Genomic DNA, 15520 nt, shown 5'->3' with positions numbered 1-15520 from the left:
AGGGAGAGCACCTGATGAACGCGCATTCCACACCCGTTGCCGGCGTGCAGCCGCCCCGACGCACCCGTTACGCCGCCCTGATCTGCGGCGCCCTGGCGCTCGGCATGGCCGTCGCCTGCCCGGTCCTGGCCACGCCAGGCTCAAGCGTCACACCCCAGGTGCTGGCCCTCGGCGAGCTGCCGGAGGCCGTCCGCGCCAAGTTCAAGGCCGATGGCATGGGCGGCTTCGAAAACGGCACTGACGTGGCGCAGATCGTGGCGATCCGCTACACCGTGGCCCCTGGCGGTTACTTTGGCTGGCATCGCCACGGTGGGCCGGTGTGGGTCGTGGTGGCAGAAGGCACGCTGACCCTGTACGACGCTGATGACGCCACTTGCACCGGAACTGACTACGAACTCGGCAGCGCGTTCCTCGACCCGGGCGACCACGTGCACAACGCGCGCAACGAAGGGACTGCGGACGTAGTGGTCTACGCCACCTTCATGATTCCGGCAGGTGGCCAGCTGCGCGTCGACGCGCCCGACCCCATGGTGTGTCCGTTCTGAAGCCGGAAGCGGCAGGGACCGCTCACCTCCGGCACGATTCAGATGGGGCCAGTGCCCCATCGCCGTCGGGGCACGCTCAACCGGCCAAGGCCCCGCCGTCATGTCCCAGCGATGTGCCCTTCGCTCTCCGTCAAGCCTCAGCTACCCGAAAACTCCACTTCCCACTTGCCCTCGCGCATTGACAGCACGCTGGCATCCGGCGTGAGGCAGAAGGTCGGATAGTCGGGGGAAACGCGCAACAGCCTGCATTGGAACGGAGCCTCACCGGAACGCGCCCAGTCCTTCGTCGTTGGCGAGTAGCTGTAGGTTTCCCACGTGCTGCTGAACGCGCCGGGGTTGAGGCGACTCGCCCAGCCCTTGTCCAGCCCGTCCATCTGCACGTCGAAGATGATGTAGGGCGGTCGACCGATCGCGGCCCAGGTGGTGCCCTTGTCGGAGGAGACATAGACCTTGGAGAACGCACCCTGGCTCCACAGCGCCGTGATCACCCCGCTGGTGACGTCGACGCGATGCGAGGAGATCCGCTCCCCCGGTGTGATCGTCGCCCACTGCCCGCCGACCAAGTCCAGGCGCTGCAGCCCATTACCCGCCATCACGTAATACTGGCCGTCGACGAGTTGGCCGCGTGCACCTAGCCACCCAATCTGGTCCTTGGGCGCAATCACGAACTCCTTCGACACCGCCAAGTCGCCCAGGTCAGCGCCCGTGCCGGTATACACGCGCATGCGGATCGAAGGCGTGCCCTTCGCGGCGGCGATCAGTCCGCCCCCGCGCTCCGCATTGGGATCGTCAAAGGTCTGGGTGGTGGTCAGCACCCATGTGCCGCCGGCGTGGTCGATGTCCACAACGGCCTCGTTGCGCGCAAACGCCTTCAGCTCCGTCCAGGTGGCACCCGCGTCGCGGCTCTCGCGCACGCGGCCGTCGTCGCTGCCAGTGAGCAGGCGGCCATCCACCGCTTCCACCGACAGGATCTGCCGCAACGTGTCGATGCCCACGCTGCTCCATTCGCCGGCCGGCGTGCGCTTGCGCACCTGGCCCAGGTCCGCCGGGAACAGCAGCGTGCCGTCGGACAGGCGCGCGGGCTCGTCCTGCAGCGGCACCGTGACCGCACGGGCGAGTTGCACGAACTCCGCCGGGTCCTTCGCCTTTTTCAACGCCTCGCGCGTGGACGGCTTGTTGACCTTGCGGTCATAGGCCATCAACAGGTCGGCGACCAATCCCAGCCCGGTGGTGCCCTGGTTGGTGTTGATCGGCGGCTGCACCTGCGTGATGCCGGCCGTGATGGGTGCGGGGTCCTTCAACAGCGGAGCGAACGACTGCGTTGCCGCCTGCAAACCTCCTGCGTGTTCCTCATGGACCAACGGCACCAGCACGGTCGCATAACCACCCACGTCAAACGCTGCCAGATCCCCCAGGTCCGTCACGCGTCCAGCCTGCACCTCAAACTCCGGCCCCTCGCTCCAATTCAGCAGGCCCCACTGCGCCACCTTGTAGCGCCCGGACGGCAACCACTTGCCGAAGGCCTGTGCATTGCCTACAGCAACCGCGGCCGCTGACGTATCCAGCCGCTGCGGCTTGCCCTTCCCCACCGGCTTCACCGTCAGCACCTGAGCGCCGCCCTTGGGGAAGGCCACATGAACATAGCCGTGCGTCGCCGCCAGCTGAGAGGGCAACTGGGGCTGCTCCTTGGCGGCAACGGGGAGGCTCAGGAGGAGGCTGGTCAGCAGGAGTCGGCGCATCGCTTCGGGTCCTTCAATGTGAAAAGTTCAAGCGGGGAACGCCGTCCGCACAGCGACACGCCACGGGAACGCAGTGACGCGCGGAGTGAATGCTAGCGATGTCCCCTTTGAGCACGACCCAAGTCGCCGGTCGGCTGGGGGTGATTGTAATGAGCCTTCGGCTCCTGCGAAGGCCAAGGGCCGGATGGGCCCTCTCGCCTCACGTGAGCCCGCCTGATTTCGGCGCCATTCCTTGCCGTTTCGTCGGCTGTGCGCGGGTTTCGTCGGATGCCCGACTCCGCCCCGATGCCGCGCTGCTAGGCTCCATCGCAATCGGACACACGATCACGCACAAGGAATCTCCATGCACCGTGCACTACTCTGCTTCACCCTAGCCGCGGCATCCTTCGCCGCGACGGCACAAACCGGCCGCTTCGCACAGGCCCAGAAGGCCGTCGAACAGGGCGATTACAAGGCCATTACCAGCATCTTGGTCGCGCAGGACGGCAAGGTGGTGTACGAGCACTATTTCAATGCATCCGGCCCGAACACGCGCCACAACACGCGCTCGGCGACGAAGACCGTGGCCGGCATGCTGGCGGGACTGGCGGTCGCCGACGGACGCATGTCGAGCGACTCCCTGATCTTCGACCTGTTACCGCCGCAGCGGCGCGCACGCATGCTCAACCCGGATCCGCGCAAGGACGCGATCACCGTCGAGGACTTGCTGACGATGTCCTCGCAGGTCGAATGCAATGACGACAACGAATTCTCGCGCGGCAACGAAGAGCGCATGTACCTCATCGAGGACTGGGTGCAGTTCTATGCGGACCTGCCCGTGCAGGGCTTCCCCGCATGGATGCCGAAACCCGCCGACTCGCCGCACGGGCGCAGCTTTCGCTATTGCACGGCGGGCGTGACCACGCTGGGCGAAGTCATCCAGGGCGCCGTGCACGAACCCTTGCAGGCCTATGCGCAACGCCGGTTGTTCGATCCCCTGGGCATCCAGGCGGCCGAGTGGCAGTTCTCCCCACTGGGGCTCGCCCAGGCCGGAGGCGGCCTGGGCCTGCGAACCCGCGACCTGTGGAAGCTCGGCCAGTTGTACCTGGACGGTGGTCGTTACGGTGGCAAGCAGCTCATTCCAGCCGAGTGGGTCCGCCGTTCGCTCTCCGCACAGGTGACCGCGCGCGACGACGCCGACTACGGGTACCTGTGGTGGCTGATGAAGATTCCGTCCGACGACTCGACCATCACCAGCCCCGTGATGGCCGGCACGGGAGGGAACGCGGTGTTCCTGCTGCCCGAGAAACGCGCCGTGGTGGTGATCACCACCACCAACTACAACGAACGGCAGCCGCATTTGCTGACGTTCCAGTTGCTCACCCGCGACCTCTTGCCGGCGTTGTAGAGCCTTGCACGAGCATTGAGCGCCCTCGCCAGCTCTGAACCCCTCGCCCCAAGGGGCGTCAGCGCGACCCACCCACGGTGGCGAAGTTGTACATCACCCGGACCTGGTCGCTGCCGCCCCAGGCCATTGCCAATGTCGCACTGCGGCCGCCCTTGCGGTAGTACATGCTCGCGCCGCCGCGCGTGTCGACCGGCGAATAGTGGTTCTCGGTCCAGCCGGCGGCCAGCATCGCGGCCCGCGCCTGCTCGGCAATGGCGATCACCTCACCGCGGGTCCGCAGTTCGACCGCGTGGTCGCCTTCGTTGACCTCGGCGACCCCATGGTCCCCGGGCAGGTAGACGTCCGCGGGGAACCAGCCGGGAAGGACAGCGGGGACGGCCGCGGGCTCTGCAACCCTCCCCTCCGCGGCACCGACGGGGACCGCGGCGTCCGGTGCCGCGCCTGCGACATCGCTGGCCCCGTTGCGATCGCCGCCACAGGCACCCAGAACCACCGCCACAGCCACCGCCAGCACGAGGGAATTTGGACGCATGTTCGGCGGCTCGGGGAAAGGGTCCGGAAATTTTACACCGGTGAAATGGCCGCGCGGCGTCAGCTGACAGCCGCGCCGACCGCAGGATGCATCCGAGTCGCCCCATCCGGCGTAACAGGCTTTGCTGCTCATGCAGCCAACCTCCCATCCCGCACGAGGCACACCATGAATTCCCATCGCATTGCTCTGGCTCTTTCGCTCGCCCTGCTCGCGCCGCTGGCGTCCACAGCCCATGCCGGCACCGCCAGCGCCGCCGCTCCGGCCAAACAGTCGACCGTGGTCGACGTCGCCGTCAGCTCGCCCGACCACACCACCCTCGTCGCTGCGGTCAAGGCGGCCGGCCTAGCCGGCACCCTGTCCTCGACTGGCCCGTTCACCGTCTTCGGGCCGACCAACGCTGCGTTCGACGCACTGCCCGCCGGCACCGTCGACACCCTGCTCAAGCCCGAGAACAAGGCCACCCTGACCGGCGTCCTGACCTACCACGTGGTGCCCGGCGCGGTCGACGCCGCCACGCTGGTTTCGACGATCAAAGCCGCGGGCGGCAAGGCCGAACTGACCACCGTGCAGGGCGGCAAACTGGTCGCCAGCGTCGACGGCAACCGCGTTGTGCTCACCGACGCCAAGGGCGGGAAAGTCACCGTGACCGCTACCGACCTCGTCGCTGGGAACGGCGTCGTGCATGTCGTCGACCGCGTGCTGATGCCCTGATCCAGACCGTCTCCTGCGCCGGCACGATGCCGTTGCCCTGGCCACGGCATCGCTGCCATTCCCGGCATCACCCACCCGGAGAAACCCTCATGAACAAGCTGCTGCTTTGCACCGCGCTCTGTGCGCTGGCTTCCCCCGCCCTGGCCGGCCCCGAGAGCGGTCGGTTCTCCATGTCCGTGCTGGGCGGCGTCGACAAGCCGCTCAGCGGCGACGTGCACGGCGGTGCGACCGTGGACGTGCCCGACCTGGGCCCGCTCAACCCCGCACTGGCCGGCGTCGATGCGCAACTGCGCATCCGCTCGCGCGGCCACGACGATATCTATGGCACGGCCAGGTCGTTGGGCCTGGAAGTGGGCTATGGACTGAGTGACCGCAGCGAAGTCTTCCTCCAGGCGAGGGAGACCAGCGCCGACGAGGGTCGCGTGCGCGTGGGTGCCGCCTACGTGCCGGCGCTCGATACCGAGCTCGACGTCTTCGGCGAGTTCTCGAGCTATGACGCCTACACGTGGGAGGTCGGCTACCGGCAATTCTTTGGCAACGACGGGCGAATCCAACCGTTCTTCGCGGCGCGACTGGGTGCGACCGAGACCGATGTCATCCGGGCCACCTTCGAGATTCCCGACGCCGGGATCACGATCCCCAATGCGGCGTTCTATGAGAAGGGCTGGGCGCTGAGCGGCGGGCTCGAGGCCGGCGTGCAGATCCCGTTCACCGAGAGCTTCAGCATGACGCTCGCCGCAGGGGTGAACTACATCGACGATCTTGCCGACGATGATTCCGCGATCGGCGGGCTCGGTTTGGCGGCCATCAACGACACCGGTAGTCGCGTCTCAATGCCGGTGTCCATCAGCGGACGCTGGGATTTCTGAGGACGTCCGCGCCACCCGGCCTAAGAAGAAAAGCCGCCCGGGGGCGGCTTTTCGGGGACTGATGCCCGCCGCTCGCGCGGCAGCAGGCGCAGCCGGCCGAAATCGATCAGAACGATGGACGCCCTGCGAAGTAGTTTCTACTGCAGCGAGTGTCCTGCCGCCACCCGCAACTGACCATTTATTGATCTCCAAGCGTTGGGAACGAATGTGGGATCCTTCGCTACATCGGACTCTTTTCTGAATGTCGTTAGGCCGCCTGCGACCACGGAAACATATCCTTCCGGGAGTTTCGTGAACATAAATTGATCGCTGTGCCCGTGCAGTAGAGTGAGGCCCAGATGCTCCTCGGCAAGGGCATCAAGTAGCTCCTTCTTGCCTTCCATTTGCTCGACGGTCTTGTGATAGTCCAATTCAGGCGCTTCAAATGGTGAGAACGCGGCCGCATTCTTCCTATGGGTACAGTGCTTGCATCTACCCTGATGGCCTGTGCAATGCTTACATGTGTCCGGCTTGGTTGGTCGATGTTTGCAGCTGGAGTCTTTCCCTGTGACTCTTCCTACCCAACCCACAGGAAGCGCGTCCGAGTCTTCATTTCCATCATTTCTACTAACGGAAACGACGAGATTTCGCTCGGTTTGAGAGTACCCCTCAAGCATCAATCGAACTGTCCCTTCGTCTTCGTAGACTGGAACGTACAAGCCGAAATCCGTGCCATCTAGCTTTTGAAGATAGTCATTGAGCTGACCTGACTGAACCCGGTCGATAATGGCTTTCACCTTGCCGTCAATTTCCATGAGTCTGCTCCAGTGCGGGGCGCAGCCATACTCTGAACAGTGCCCGAAATAGCGCGACCCGAAGATGGAATGGGCACTGTGGGCTCTAACGGATATTGCACCCAGAACTGGCCGGCAAGCCGCGACCCTCCCGGCGTGACCCCTACAGGTGGGGGATCTATAAGATCGATGGAACATACGGCTGGCTCGCTCAGCAGGAGTGTTGAGATTTAGACAGGAGGGCTGTTGAGGAGGGGTTTGCGGCCTCAACCAAAGGATCTTCGGTCATCCACAAGCGGCCGCGACCTCAACTGAAGGGTCATCGACCCCTCAGGGAGCGTCCAACACCTCAACCAAAGGATCATTGACCCGTACGGAAGGGTCCGCGACCCAAACGGAAGGGTCATTGACCGCTCCGGAAGTCTCCGCAACCTCATCCGAAGGGGCATTGATCCGTCCGGAAGCGTCCGCGCCCCCAACTGAAGGGTCATTGACCCTTCCGGAAGCGTCTGCGACCCCAACCCCCGCCCTGCCTGTCCCGCCCAAACCCCGAAACAAACAGGCCGCCCGAAGGCGGCCTGTCGGCTACAGCGCTAACGGTCGCATCAAGCCGGCTGCACCACCTTGCGGCGGTTCTTGGCGAAGCGACCGCTCAGCTCCTTGCGCAGCTCTTCCAGGCCGTGCGCACCGCCGGACATCTTGATCTGGTTGTAGCCGTCCAGCGCCACATCCATCACGTCGCTGCCGAGCGCGGCGAGCGTGTCGTCCACGCGCGCGGTAAGGCGCTGCAGGCGCTCGAACACCGGCGTGAGCTTGTCGTACGCGGCCAGGTCGGCGTGGGCCTCGGCCACGTTGAGACTGGGTGGCACGATCTGCGGGTTCTGGTCCAGCACGCGCAGCGTCTGCCGGGCGAACGGCTGCGACACCGGCCCCAACAGCATCATCCCGCGACGCTCACCGGCCTCCATCGCAATCAGCCCCGGCAACGCCGCCTCGATCTGCTGCAGGCCCGCCATCGCCGCGGCGATCTGCTCATCGGTGTAGTTCAGGGAAACAAGGTTCTGCGACACAGCACTCTCCTTTGCTAATCCATGTGTAAGTAAGCCGGCGTCTGCCGGCGCGTCCATGCTCCGCCGCGGTCCGTGTGGCGTTTGGTTCGCCCTGGGCGATCGGAGCGGCGAAATTGTCGCAGATCAGACGGCAGGCATTCCACGGTAAACGCCGGTATGGTTTGCAGCGGCTGCACGGGGAGGTCGGAATGGCACGTCGCAAGACCGGTTTGCTGGATGAGATCGCAACCCTTCCGTGGTACGTCGGGGTAGCGCTTGGAATCATCGCGTTCGTTTTTGTCCGGCAGTTCGGCGGGCTTTTGGCGCCGCTCGCGTGGATGTTCCTAGCAGGCTGCTGGATGGCGGCACTGGTCTCATTCGTGGGGAGCCAGAAGCGTAAGCAACTGCTGGAGACCCAGACCGGGCTCGACACCCTCGCCAAGATGAGCTGGCGCGAATTCGAGATGCTGGTGGGCGAGGCATTTCGCCGCCGCGGCTATTTGGTGGAGGAAACCGGGCTTGGCGGCAAGGACGGCGGAATCGACCTGGTTGTCAGCATGGGGGGGCGCAAGGAACTGGTGCAGTGCAAGCAATGGCGGACGCGACAGGTGCGCGCTTCCACGGTGCGCGAGATGTGGGGACTGGCACATCACCACGGTGCCGATGCAGTGCACATCGTGTGCATTGGCGACTTCACGCCCGATGCAGCGGCGTTTGCCCGAGGAAAACCGATCGAACTGATCCGGGGCGAACGGCTTCTGGAAATCGTGCGAGAGGTTCAGCGCGAAGGGAGTGCGAACGCAACCACAGGTGGTCGTTCCTCGCGAATCGAGACTGTGCTCTCCACACCCTCGCCCCCTCCGCCCTGCCCCACCTGCGGCCGCAACATGCTTCAGAAGCGCAATCGCCAAAATGGCCAGCACTTCTGGGGCTGCCCCACCTATCCGCATTGCCGGGGAACCCGTCCCTACTAAGGTTCGCGAGAAGTTCTCGAACCGGCGCGCCGGCACTGGAAAGTCAACTAGTTACCCTAGAATCTCAACAAGAAAAGCGTGAGGCCAAGCTCATCGCCCCTTTGTAGTTCAGGGGTGCCAAGCCCCAGGCAGGGCTGATCTCGTCTTCCGCTCTGTCGGGCGAACGACCTTCATTATGCGCGCGCCGGAACTTACTCAGGGCCACCCAATCATGGACCGAAACGCTATAGCGGCTCTCTTAACCGCAAATCCGGACCGCTTCTACGTTTACCAACTGGCCAAACCTGATGGCACCCCCTTCTATATTGGCAAGGGCTATCGACAGCGCATCTTCCATCATGAGACTGAAGCGAATGGTCCGTCGGTATCGCACAAGCTCAACACAATCCGACAGATCAAGCGGCTCGGGCAGAGCATCGACTACTCAATCGTCGAGTTTTACGACTGTGAATTCGAGTGCCATTCGCGTGAAATCGAAGAGATTCTTCGAATCGGTCGGCAGGATCTAAAGACCGGCCCGTTGACTAACCTCACCGGCGGAGGCGAAGGGACTGTGGCATTGTCAGACGAAACGTTGGCGCGCATTGATTTCGAGTTGCACAGTCCCGACGCCCCGGGCGATCGAGGTGTCGCAAACAGATTCTTCTTTGAGCTTGCCGCGAGCGTGCGTTCTGTACCCGTTCGGCCGCTTAGCAAGATTCAAAAGCCCCGTCAGTTATCGCCAATCCCATTCGACGGCAGCAATCCTTCGATCAGGCAGGCAGCCGCATTGGCAGCCAGCGCGATCGCGAATCGCGTAATGATATCCCCCGGATCAAACCTCCCCCGCCTAATGGAAGTCGACGGGGTGCCGATGGTCATCGAATACGGTGCATGCAATGACATTCTTCGCTCAGGGTTGGCGAAGTACGTGGCAGGTGCGACCCTTGTTGATGAGGCTCTAGAACTGACGGAGTCCGGACGTCAGGCAATAGTCAACTTACTGGACAATGCAACTCTCGTTAGCGCAGGCGTGCTGATGCCTGACTAACGCAGCCAAACGAGTCCTTTGACGCGTCACCATCCAACTACTACGGTGCAATCACCCAGCGGCTTCCGCTCAGGTCTCACCGCCAAGCTTTCCCGAGTGCCATATACCACTCCAGCCAATTCGGTCTCGTACGCCTCGGACCAGCGTTACGGGCAACACTCCTTGCGATCGAGTGAAGAACTTCGTTGCGGCTGTGCAAATTGCCCTGGCGTGATGTTCTCGATGCCGTTGTGGCGCGGCACGCACAGGAACAGCCAGCAGCCTACGCAGAGGACAAGCGTGATCGAGATACGGGCGTCCAAAATTGGCGAACGGAATTCACCACGTGGGCACACCCGCCAAGACTCTGACTCCAATCCGCTGCTGCTCGCGCTATAGCCAACGGCCGAACAACCAACGCGCTACAGCTTCGAAGCCCGAATGAAATCAACTAATGCTCCAAGCCTTCTTCTAAGATCAAGCTCCGACAGATCCGCCGGACGTTGAGCCACTAATCGCGCCACTTTTACCTTATCGACATCATCGAATACTCCCCTGTTCTTCGTATGAAATGGGAGACGATGCTCGTAGCGACCATCTGCGACTAGCGACTCAAATTTTGACTCGTACAAAGTCGACAGAACGGACGAAATAAGCGGAGGAGGGACATAGTTCTCCACCTCCCGTCCAGCCGTCACCCACGCTGCGAAGTCGCCAAACTCCGCGACAATTCGTTTCTTTGTGTCATTTAGCCGCGCTGTAGCAACCTTTTTGTCGCTATCAATGAGGATTGCTATGTTCCTATTCAGTCGGCGGAGCGAGATGAACTCATCAACCTCAGGATCATTGGCAGTCAAATGACTAAGCAGTCTCCCGCCATAGAACATGATGGAGTAGTCAACGCCCTCAACCAAATCCGACGCGACAGATTTGATCCAATGATTCAGATAGATTCGATCCGAAGGGCCCTCCACCCAAACGATCGCGTTCGCTTGCAATAGATCAGATGCCTGGTAACCAAGCTGCTGGCAAATACCATATCGATCTGATGAACTCGTCGCCAAAGAAATCGTCACACCGCCATGTTCGTCCTTGGTGACGCCAAAAATTGATGACTCCACCGAGTCAATCAAAGACGCTGAATGCGTAGCAATGAAATACTGGTTCGTGGTGTTGTCCCGCAGATATCGCAGGAACTTCTTTTGGAGCAATGGATGCAGATGAATTTCAGGCTCTTCAATACAAACGATTTCATCCTCAACCAAGCTGCAGAATGAGGCCATCATTACGACCTCATGTATGCCCGTCCCCAGAGATGACAAGGGAAGGACCTTGCCATCCATGTGCACAAGCAGATGCCGCCGATCAAATGGAACCTCAATTCGCGCGTCATGCGTGTCGGTTGCCGCACGCAAAAACTCATTGATTTGTCGAAACTTTTGCTCATTCGCACGCAGATCGTGAGGCGGGTTCTGAAGCTCCGCCAACTTATCAATCAATCCCCGACCGCTGAAATCCTCGAAAGCCACTCCGGCAGGCCCGACTTCCCGGATGGCAGGAATAAAGTGAACCCTCGGATACGCGGGCGTCACCGAACTAGCGAGCCAGCCCAATGTCTCCGGGATCCAATGGCCATCCAATCCGCCTCCGCCTTGGTGGGTTAAGTTCGCCCACAGGCGATTCCACTCCTCGGGCTTGAGCAACGGCTTAGCCGCTTCAACGGCACGCGGATCGAAGGAAAGTGACCGATAGTCAGCACGAGGAAAAAGCCACACCAGCCCCCTGTCGCTGAGAGCCGAAATGATTACCCTCAAGGAGGCAAGCAAGCGCTCGTCCACAGTAATTTTGTCAAACTCAGCGACAGGGATTGCTACACCCCAAGCAACCTCGTTCGCGTTCTTCCCTAGATGCACATCGAGAGTGCCAAACTGGCGCGCCCAAGGCGTCATTCCCCCGGTCTTCTTTGGGTGCAAGTAGGTTGCGATGAAAGCAAGGACCGCAGACTTGCCGACATTGTTCGGTCCGACGAAAAAATTGATATCCCTAAAAGGACCAATGCGTCTTAGATCCGGACCTAAGCCACGGAAATTCGCGATAGCTATTCCGCTCAAGAACGTAGATGCCATTACCCGCCCCCCGAAATTAAAGAGCTCAATGCCCATATCGTGATCAGAAGCCGTATCGGTACTACGAGCCAAAAAAGAGGCCCGCGTATGCGGGCCTCAGCATGATCAGCGACGTTACATATTTCTTCTGTATTCGCCGCCAACATCATAAAGCGCGTGACTTATCTGCCCCAACGAGTGCGTCTTAACGGCCTCCATCAGGCTCTCAAACACATTCCTACGCTCCCGCGCCGTCGACTGTAGGCCGCGCAGCCCTTCGGCGCTGTAAGAATTTCTCGCAGCCTGGTACGCCTGCACATTCGTAATCTGCTGCCCCTTCTCCCCCTCGGTACTGCGGATCAGCTCGATCTCGGTGACGATGTCGCCGCCGTGGTCCTTGGGCAGGAAGGTGTTCACGCCGATCAGCGGCAGGCTGCCGTCGTGCTTCTTGTGCTCGTAGTACAGGCTCTCTTCCTGGATCTTGCCGCGCTGGTACATGGTGTCCATGGCGCCCAGCACGCCGCCGCGCTCGCTGATGGCCTCAAACTCCTTGTACACGGCCTCTTCCACGATGTCGGTCAGCTTGTCCACGATGAAGCTGCCCTGCCACGGGTTCTCGCAGAAGTTCAGCCCCAGCTCCTTGTTGATGATCATCTGGATGGCCACGGCGCGGCGCACGCTCTCTTCGGTCGGCGTGGTGATCGCCTCGTCGTAGGCGTTGGTGTGCAGGCTGTTGCAGTTGTCGAACAGCGCGTACAGGGCCTGCAGCGTGGTGCGGATGTCGTTGAACTGGATCTCCTGCGCGTGCAGGCTGCGGCCACTGGTCTGGATGTGGTACTTCATCATCTGGCTGCGGGCGCTGGCGCCGTAGCGCTCGCGCATGGCGCGCGCCCAGATGCGGCGGGCCACGCGGCCAATCACGGTGTACTCCGGGTCCATGCCGTTGCTGAAGAAGAACGACAGGTTGGGCGCGAAGTCGTCGATCTTCATCCCGCGCGCCAGGTAGTACTCGACGATGGTGAAGCCGTTGCTGAGGGTGAAGGCCAGCTGGCTGATCGGGTTAGCGCCGGCTTCGGCGATGTGGTAACCGCTGATGCTGACCGAGTAGAAGTTGCGGACGTTCTTGTCCACGAAGTACTGCTGGATGTCGCCCATCATGCGCAGGGCGAACTCGGTGCTGAAGATGCAGGTGTTCTGCGCCTGGTCTTCCTTCAGGATGTCGGCCTGCACGGTGCCGCGCACGGTGGCCAGCGTGTGCGCCTTGATCTTGGCGTACACCTCCGGCTCCACCACCTGGTCGCCGGTCACGCCCAGCAGGCCCAGGCCCAGGCCGTCGTTGGTCTCGGGCAGCATGCCGGCGTATTCGGGGCGGTGGCGCCCTTCGAACATCGCCTGGATCTTGTCGTGCGCGGCGTCCCAGCGGGCCTGGTCGGCGCGCAGGTACTTCTCTACCTGCTGGTCGATGGCGGTGTTCATGAACATCGCCAGGATGATCGGCGCCGGGCCGTTGATGGTCATCGACACCGAGGTGCTGGGCGCGCACAGGTCAAAGCCGGAGTACAGCTTCTTCATGTCGTCCAGCGTGGCGATGTTGACGCCGCTGTTGCCGATCTTGCCGAAGATGTCCGGGCGCACGGCGGGGTCTTCGCCGTACAGGGTGACGCTGTCGAACGCGGTGGACAGGCGCGCGGCCGGCTGGCCCACGCTCAGGTAGTGGAAGCGGCGGTTGGTGCGCTCCGGCGTGCCCTCGCCCGCGAACATGCGGATGGGGTCTTCGCCGGTGCGGCGGTACGGGTACACGCCGCCGGTGTAGGGGTAGTAGCCCGGCAGGTTTTCCTTCTGCAGGAAGGTCAGCAGCTCGCCCCAGCTCTTGTAGGTGGGCGCGGCGATCTTGGGGATCTGCTGGTGGCTCAGCGACTCGCGGTAGTTCTCCACGCGGATGGTCTTGTCGCGCACCTGGTACTCGTTCACCTCGTCGGTGATCGACTTCAGGCGGGCGGGCCATTCGCGCAGCAGCTTCAGCGCCTCGCTGCTGAGGGTCTGCACGGCGTCGTTGTAGCGCTGGCGCAGGGTCAGCAGGCTGCGGTCGGCCACGTACTTGCCGGCCACCAGTTCTTCGGTCACCGGCACGGCCGGCGACGGGCTGTCGGGGATTTCCGGCGCGGTCCCGCTGACCAGCGCGCCCGGGCTGACGTGGGCGGAGTCGTACAGCTCCAGTGCCTTGGGCAGCGCGACGTCGCCCAGCTCATGCAGCGCCTGCCACAGCGACTGGGCGCGGTCGGCCACGTCGGCCTGGCTCTCGATCTGGCGGTTGATGCCGCGGCCCTGCTCGGCGATTTCGGCCAGGTAGCGCACGCGCGCACCCGGGATCAGCACGGTGGCGCGCGGTTCCTTCAGCGCGGTGTTGATCTCCGGCTGCCAGTTGCAGTGGGCGGTGTCGATGCCGGCGTCCTGGCCCAGCTTGGCGCGCAGCAGGCGGCACAGGTTGGCGAACATCCAGCTCACGCCGGGGTCGTTGAACTGGCTGGCGATGGTCGGGTAGACGGGGATGTCCTCGTCCTTGATGTCGAACTTCGCGCGGTTGCGCTTCCACTGCTTGCGCACGTCGCGCAGGGCGTCTTCGGCGCCGCGCTTGTCGAACTTGTTGAGCACCACCAGTTCGGCGTAATCCAGCATGTCGATCTTTTCCAGCTGGCTGGGCGCGCCGAAGTCGCTGGTCATCACGTACATGGGGAAGTCGACCAGGTCCACGATCTCCGAGTCGCTCTGGCCGATGCCCGCGGTCTCGACGATGACCAGGTCGTAGCCCAGGCCCTTGAGGAAACCGATGCAGTCCTTCAGCACGGCGTTGGTGGCCACGTGCTGGCGGCGGGTCGCCATCGAGCGCATGTACACGCGCTTGCTGCGCAGGCTGTTCATGCGGATGCGGTCGCCCAGCAGCGCGCCACCGGTGCGGCGGCGGGTCGGGTCCACCGAGATCACCGCGATGCGCATCTCCGGGAAGCTGGCCAGGAAGCGGTTGAGCAGTTCGTCGGTCACCGACGACTTGCCGGCGCCGCCGGTGCCGGTGATGCCCACCACCGGGGTCTTGCCGCCGGCCAGGTGCCACTGCTTGCGCAGGTGGGCCAGCTGGCCTTCGTCCAGCAGGCCTTCCTCGATCGCGCTGAGCATGCGGCCGATGGTGATCTCATCGTCGATGTCGGCGCTCTTGTCCGGCAGCTGCGCGGCCTTGCGGCCGTCGGCGGCGCGGCGGACCACGTCCTCGATCATCGCCACCAGGCCCATGTGCATGCCGTCGTTGGGGTGGTAGATGCGCTCCACGCCGTAGGACTGCAGCTCGCGGATCTCCTCCGGGGTAATGGTGCCACCACCGCCGCCGAACACGCGGATGTGGCCGGCGCCGCGCTCCTTGAGCATGTCCACCATGTACTTGAAGTACTCGACGTGGCCGCCCTGGTAGCTGGACAGGGCGATGCCGTCGGCGTCTTCCTGCAGCGCGGCGCGCACCACGTCCTCCACCGAGCGGTTGTGGCCCAGGTGGATCACCTCCGCCCCCTGCCCCTGGATCAGGCGCCGCATGATGTTGATGGCGGCGTCGTGGCCGTCGAACAGGCTGGCGGCGGTGACGAAGCGCAGCGGGCTGCTCTCGGCGGCGATGTCGGCGGGGAGGTTGCTGGCGGGGGTGCTCATGGGACGGCCTTTCAATACGGAAACGGCAATCCGTGAATTGTAGCGCGACCGCCCCTTGCCCCTCCGGGCGGGCCGTACGCTGCCGTGGGGCCGACCAAGGGCGGCGGCGTTCACCATGCGGTGCAGCAGGCGGTACG

The 15520-nt window shown here is 63.1% G+C and carries 12 protein-coding genes; 6 read left to right on the top strand and 6 right to left on the bottom strand.

Going from position 1 to position 15520, the window contains the following annotated elements; genetic code table 11:
• Positions 1-14: 14 nt before the first annotated feature.
• Complete coding sequence (locus tag AC3ARF_RS05735) at positions 15-545, top strand: cupin domain-containing protein (protein ID WP_498931090.1); 531 nt, start codon at positions 15-17, stop codon at positions 543-545.
• A gap of 137 nt (positions 546-682) precedes the next feature.
• On the opposite strand, the gene AC3ARF_RS05730 is transcribed toward AC3ARF_RS05735, so the two are convergent.
• Positions 683-2284 (bottom strand): hypothetical protein, encoded by a 1602-nt coding sequence (locus tag AC3ARF_RS05730; RefSeq protein WP_498931088.1) that lies wholly within the window; start codon positions 2282-2284, stop codon positions 683-685.
• Positions 2285-2627: 343 nt separating this feature from the next.
• Between AC3ARF_RS05730 and AC3ARF_RS05725 the strand changes: the two genes are divergently transcribed.
• On the top strand, positions 2628-3671 hold the full coding sequence (locus AC3ARF_RS05725) for a serine hydrolase domain-containing protein (protein ID WP_498931086.1): 1044 nt from the start codon (positions 2628-2630) through the stop codon (positions 3669-3671).
• A gap of 58 nt (positions 3672-3729) precedes the next feature.
• Here the strand turns inward: AC3ARF_RS05725 and AC3ARF_RS05720 are convergent, their stop codons facing one another.
• Positions 3730-4203, bottom strand: a complete 474-nt coding sequence (locus AC3ARF_RS05720; protein ID WP_498931085.1) for a hypothetical protein — start codon at positions 4201-4203, stop codon at positions 3730-3732.
• Between the two features lie 165 nt (positions 4204-4368).
• Here AC3ARF_RS05720 and AC3ARF_RS05715 point away from each other — a divergent pair, with 165 nt between their 5' ends.
• Entirely contained in the window at positions 4369-4914 is a 546-nt protein-coding gene (locus AC3ARF_RS05715; RefSeq protein ID WP_498931084.1) for a fasciclin domain-containing protein, read from the top strand.
• 89 nt (positions 4915-5003) lie between these two features.
• Positions 5004-5783, top strand: a complete 780-nt coding sequence (locus AC3ARF_RS05710; protein WP_498931082.1) for a hypothetical protein — start codon at positions 5004-5006, stop codon at positions 5781-5783.
• A gap of 137 nt (positions 5784-5920) precedes the next feature.
• Here the strand turns inward: AC3ARF_RS05710 and AC3ARF_RS05705 are convergent, their stop codons facing one another.
• Positions 5921-6577: a hypothetical protein gene (locus AC3ARF_RS05705; protein ID WP_498931080.1), complete on the bottom strand. Its 657-nt coding sequence runs from the start codon at positions 6575-6577 to the stop codon at positions 5921-5923.
• A 584-nt stretch (positions 6578-7161) separates the two neighbouring features.
• Positions 7162-7626 (bottom strand): hypothetical protein, encoded by a 465-nt coding sequence (locus AC3ARF_RS05700; RefSeq protein WP_498931078.1) that lies wholly within the window; start codon positions 7624-7626, stop codon positions 7162-7164.
• Between the two features lie 188 nt (positions 7627-7814).
• On the opposite strand from AC3ARF_RS05700, the gene AC3ARF_RS05695 reads away from it, so the two are divergent.
• Together AC3ARF_RS05695 and AC3ARF_RS05690 are read left to right on the top strand one after the other, a co-directional pair.
• Positions 7815-8579, top strand: coding sequence for a restriction endonuclease (locus AC3ARF_RS05695; RefSeq protein WP_498931076.1), 765 nt, complete (start codon positions 7815-7817; stop codon positions 8577-8579).
• A 211-nt stretch (positions 8580-8790) separates the two neighbouring features.
• Entirely contained in the window at positions 8791-9609 is an 819-nt protein-coding gene (locus tag AC3ARF_RS05690) for a GIY-YIG nuclease family protein (protein ID WP_498931074.1), read from the top strand.
• A 401-nt stretch (positions 9610-10010) separates the two neighbouring features.
• Here AC3ARF_RS05690 and AC3ARF_RS05685 read toward each other — a convergent pair whose 3' ends face one another.
• Both AC3ARF_RS05685 and AC3ARF_RS05680 read right to left on the bottom strand, forming a co-directional pair.
• Positions 10011-11750: an ATP-dependent nuclease gene (locus tag AC3ARF_RS05685; protein ID WP_498931073.1), complete on the bottom strand. Its 1740-nt coding sequence runs from the start codon at positions 11748-11750 to the stop codon at positions 10011-10013.
• Positions 11751-11828: 78 nt separating this feature from the next.
• Positions 11829-15383 carry a methylmalonyl-CoA mutase family protein gene (locus AC3ARF_RS05680; protein WP_498931071.1) on the bottom strand — a complete coding sequence of 1185 codons (3555 nt, stop codon included), beginning with the start codon at positions 15381-15383 and terminating at the stop codon, positions 11829-11831.
• Positions 15384-15520 lie beyond the last annotated feature (137 nt).

The organism is Lysobacter sp. KACC 24251 (assembly GCF_057747755.1).
This window is presented reverse-complemented; position numbering and strand designations above follow the sequence as displayed.